This window comes from Microcystis sp. M53598_WE2, from assembly GCF_030067735.1.
Lineage (GTDB): Bacteria > Cyanobacteriota > Cyanobacteriia > Cyanobacteriales > Microcystaceae > Microcystis > Microcystis aeruginosa.
In genome coordinates this window covers 1-4,183 of sequence record NZ_JASJFE010000290.1, presented here as the reverse complement: position 1 = coordinate 4,183, position 4,183 = coordinate 1, and the positions used below count along the sequence as shown (strand labels likewise).

The 4,183-nt window shown below is 43.8% G+C and carries 4 protein-coding genes; 1 reads left to right on the top strand and 3 read right to left on the bottom strand.

The genetic code is table 11. The annotated features are described in order from the left end of the window. Window positions 1-254: 254 nt before the first annotated feature. A complete protein-coding gene (locus tag PX636_RS06250; protein WP_002796582.1) occupies window positions 255-998 on the bottom strand; it encodes a DUF561 domain-containing protein in 744 nt (247 codons plus the stop codon). A 92-nt stretch (window positions 999-1,090) separates the two neighbouring features. Beyond that, the gene (locus PX636_RS06245) at window positions 1,091-1,258 is read right to left on the bottom strand and encodes a hypothetical protein (protein ID WP_002796583.1); all 168 of its coding nucleotides are present in this window, start codon (window positions 1,256-1,258) and stop codon (window positions 1,091-1,093) included. A 191-nt stretch (window positions 1,259-1,449) separates the two neighbouring features. Here PX636_RS06245 and glmU point away from each other — a divergent pair, with 191 nt between their 5' ends. Beyond that, the gene (gene glmU / locus PX636_RS06240; protein WP_288116520.1) at window positions 1,450-2,802 is read left to right on the top strand and encodes a bifunctional UDP-N-acetylglucosamine diphosphorylase/glucosamine-1-phosphate N-acetyltransferase GlmU; all 1,353 of its coding nucleotides are present in this window, start codon (window positions 1,450-1,452) and stop codon (window positions 2,800-2,802) included. Between the two features lie 302 nt (window positions 2,803-3,104). On the opposite strand, the gene PX636_RS06235 is transcribed toward glmU, so the two are convergent. Then, window positions 3,105-4,183 (bottom strand): DUF3370 domain-containing protein (locus PX636_RS06235; protein ID WP_288116519.1); only part of this gene is annotated, 1,079 nt, incomplete at its 5' end.

Here is a 4,183-nt window from a genome sequence, read left to right as displayed (position 1 = left end):
GGGGAGTGGGGTGTGGGGTGTGGGGAAGTGGGGAAGTGGGGAAGTGGGGAAGTGGGGAAGTGGGGAAGTGGGGAAGTGGGGAAATAGGGAAATAGGGAAATAGGGAAGCTGTCTCATCACCCTATCACCCCAAAACCCTATCACCCTATCTCCTGCCTCCTGACTCCTGACTCCTGATAACTGATAACTGATTACAGAGGGAAAAAGAGAAGGGAAAACAGCCCCTTCTCCGTCGTATCTAGACAAAAATTGTTCTAGTTGCCAATATAGACCGGTTGTGCTTGCAGAGATTCGACTAAACCGCGCACGGCTGCCACCATAGCTACTTCATTATCCAATTGATTGATCGCCGAACCAACACCGATACCGGCCGCTCCAGCAGCGATCGCCATAGGAGCGGTGACAATCGATAAACCGGAAGCGCAGAGGACGGGAACTTTAACCGCATGGGAAATAGCGTGGGCTGCCGCTAAAGTCGGGGCAGCTTTTTCAATCAGTCCCAAAATACCGGCGTGACGGGGTTGACTGCTAGTGCCGCCTTCGGTTTGAATAATGTCAGCACCCTGACTAACTAAAGCTTCCGCTAGTCTCACCTGTTCATCGAGGGGCAGCAGATGGGGAACTGTCACAGACAGGGTAATTTCGGGCAGTAAGTCGCGAGTTTGACGGGTTAGGGCTAAAACTTCCGCCGCTTCAAAAATGCGTCCTTGGGCATAAAAACTATCGAAATTACCAATCTCAATTAAATCGGCTCCCGCGTCCACTGCCATCACCAATAATTCTGGCTCGACGGCCGATACACACACGGGTAAATTTGTCAAGGCTTTTACCGCCCGAATTAGGTCAGCATTAGCGGCAATATCGACAAAAGTTGCTCCTCCGGCTGTAGCGGCTTTAACTACTGAGAGAACCTGCGAGCGATCGAAATTATTTAACCCACTGATCACTTTCAGGGCATGACGACGGGCGAAGGCTTGCTGTAAGGTAAAATTGATCATTAATCTACACCTATCTGGAATTCTCAAAAAACATTTTCCCACCTTCTCGCTAGTAAGAGGGTGGGATTTGAGAATTCTTAGGGAAATTTTCTTTAATTTAGGTTTTGATTCTCTTGGTTTTTGCGCTTGAGGTTTTGCAGTTGTTGCAGCAGTACCTCGATTTCCGCTTCTAGATGCAGGTATTTCACCTGTTGGTCAGCTTGGTAGGAGGTGCGAATCTGTTTCATGGCGGAGGATTCCTTAGTTAGTACAGTTGTCATAGCGGTATCTATAGAGTGCTAATTATGTTTAATTGTTTCAATTTGTATATAGTACCTTAACAATGTCTTAAAGAAAACCTTTTTATGGTAGTTTCTCAACTGGCACAGGATGAAAGAGGGGAAAAATTCTTGCAACCAAAGGGATCGGAGTGCGATATACTCAGTCGCGAACGATATTGGCAAGCATGACCATGGTAGCGGTAGCAATTTTAGCAGCGGGTAAGGGAACCCGAATGAAGTCCAGTCTTCCGAAAGTTTTACATCCCCTCGGCAGTCGATCGCTAGTGGAACGGGTCCTTAATGTCAGCGAATCCTTACATCCGCGGCGAAAACTGGTGATTATCGGTTATCAGGGAGAACAGGTGCGAAATACTCTACAGCATCTTGAGGATATCGAATTTGTCGAACAAAAGGAACAGTTAGGCACTGGCCATGCTATTCAGCAGTTAATCCCCCATTTAGAGGACTTTCAGGGGGATTTGCTGGTCTTAAATGGCGATGTTCCCCTGTTGCGTCCCGAAACCTTGCAAAATCTTCTCCAGATTCATCAAGACCATGGTAACGCTGCCACCCTCTTAACTGCTAACCTCCCTAACCCGAAAGGTTACGGTCGAGTTTTTTGTGATGGCAATAATCTCGTTAAGCAGATTGTGGAAGAAAGAGACTGTACCGATGCCCAACGACAAAACCACCGGATTAATGGAGGTATATACTGCTTTAATTGGTCAAAATTAGCGGCTATACTGCCTAATTTAACCCCCAATAACGATCAAGGTGAGTATTATCTCACGGATGTGGTCAATTTTCTCGATCCCGTCATGGCTGTGGATGTGGAGGATTGTTTAGAAATTAGCGGCATTAATGATCGCAAACAATTGGCCGCCGCCTATGATATCCTGCAAACTAGAGTCAAAGATGATTGGATGGCCGCTGGAGTCACCATTATTGACCCCGATAGTGTCACCATTGAGGATACTGTCACCCTCAGTCCCGATGTGATTATCGAACCCCAAACCCATCTGCGCGGTGAGACGATAATCGCTTCTGGTTGTCGTCTCGGTCCGGGGAGTTTAATCGAAAATAGTCGGATAGGCAGCGATGTAACCGTCTTATTTTCGGTGATTTCTGATAGTCAGGTGGATTCTGGTTGTCGCATCGGTCCCTATGCTCATTTGCGCGGAGAAGCGAAAATTGGGGCTAATTGTCGAGTCGGTAATTTTGTTGAAATTAAAAAAAGTGACATCGGCAATAAAACCAATATTGCCCATTTATCCTATCTGGGAGATGCCACTTTAGGGGAAAAAGTTAACGTTGGTGCGGGAACAATCACTGCTAATTACGATGGCGTGAAAAAACACCAAACTATGATCGGCAGTGGCACAAAAACTGGGGCAAATAGTGTTTTAGTGGCTCCTTTAAAATTAGGAAAAAATGTCACCGTGGCTGCCGGTTCAACTATCACTAAAAATGTCCCCGATAATGCTTTAGTTATTGCTCGCGAAAGTCAGCGTGTGATCGAAAATTGGGCAGATCAGTTTCAGTAGGTTAATTCCGGGATTTAAGCTAAGAAAACTGTTCCTAAATTCCGAGATTAGAGTCAAGATAAACGGGGAGGGAAAGAAAGAGGGGTTGAGTACCATTCAACCGGCGTTGCTGATTTGAGATATGAATCTTCTTTTGTGGGATTTTTAAAACCTAGACCCAAACTAACTTTTGGATGGGTGCAAGATTGTCATTCATACCTTGATTCAGCAACGCCCTTTTTTTTGCTTCCTCTCAGATTAACTCCTGTCAGTTCGCCGTAACAGACAAGGCAGTCAGTGATTTTTGTCTGTTGCAATTTATTTTAATTTTCCAAAGTCTTAATTGTAACCACCTGCGGCGGTGTAGAATCAGGTGGATAAATAACATCTAATTGTACTTTTATTTGAGTTCCTGGTTTTAAATCTAGTTTTAATAAAGGATCTAAAACCTGCCCTGTTCTATGCCATAAATGTACATAACGGGTTTGTTGTTTACCTTGATCATCGCTATATTTTAAACGCACTGTACCACGGAAAAAGGGAAAGTCTAATGATGGTTTTCTAAATTTAATTCCTTTTTCAGATAGTCTATCTTCTTTTAATGGAGTTTCTAAAGTGATGCTAACTGTCTGATTTTTATTAGTGTTATTAGTTAAAGGTATGTTGAGTTGATATTCTACCCCATAGTTACCATGTGCTTCGTAAGCAGTATCAGGATACCGCACTAGCATTTTTGCGGTTTGGCTTTGTTCTGTTCCTAACCTTCCACCCCGTAAGTTGGCTATGGGATAAGAAATAATTTTACCTGGTTCGGGAATAGTCAGGGTTTGGGTTTTGGTGTTGTCTGTGAGGTTTGCTTTCCATGTTGCACCTTCGGATATACCTGCGACTCTGCTGTAAATTAATTGACCTCCTTTTGCATCTGGGGGTGTGGGGGTTTTATCTCTTGGTCCTGCAAAGTTACCGTTATTTAATAAGTCTTGCCATTCTTTTAATGTGGGTGCGCGCTCGCTACCATCAGCATTTTTTTTCGCAAACATGGCTAAACTCGCTGCATAAATTTTACCACTGCTATTTAATCGGAAAAAACTGGATCTCCCATTGACAGGTTTTTCTAAATTTCTGACTGGGATAGGATGGTTTAATAACATTTGACTTCCCCCAGCAGGAATGACTATTCTTGCTGGAAATTCTTTTTGACGTACTCCCCGCAAAACATCCGCTACTGCTCTTGCACCTGGTCCAGAAAATGCTTTACCATCGTTATTTTCTATGTAGGGTTGCAAGGTGACAAACGGTGCTTCTGTCATTAAATAACTCGCACCTTGTAAAATGTTAATAGTGATAGGTTTTTTACTGGGATTATGTAAAATTACTCCTATATATAAGGTTTGTAAATCCT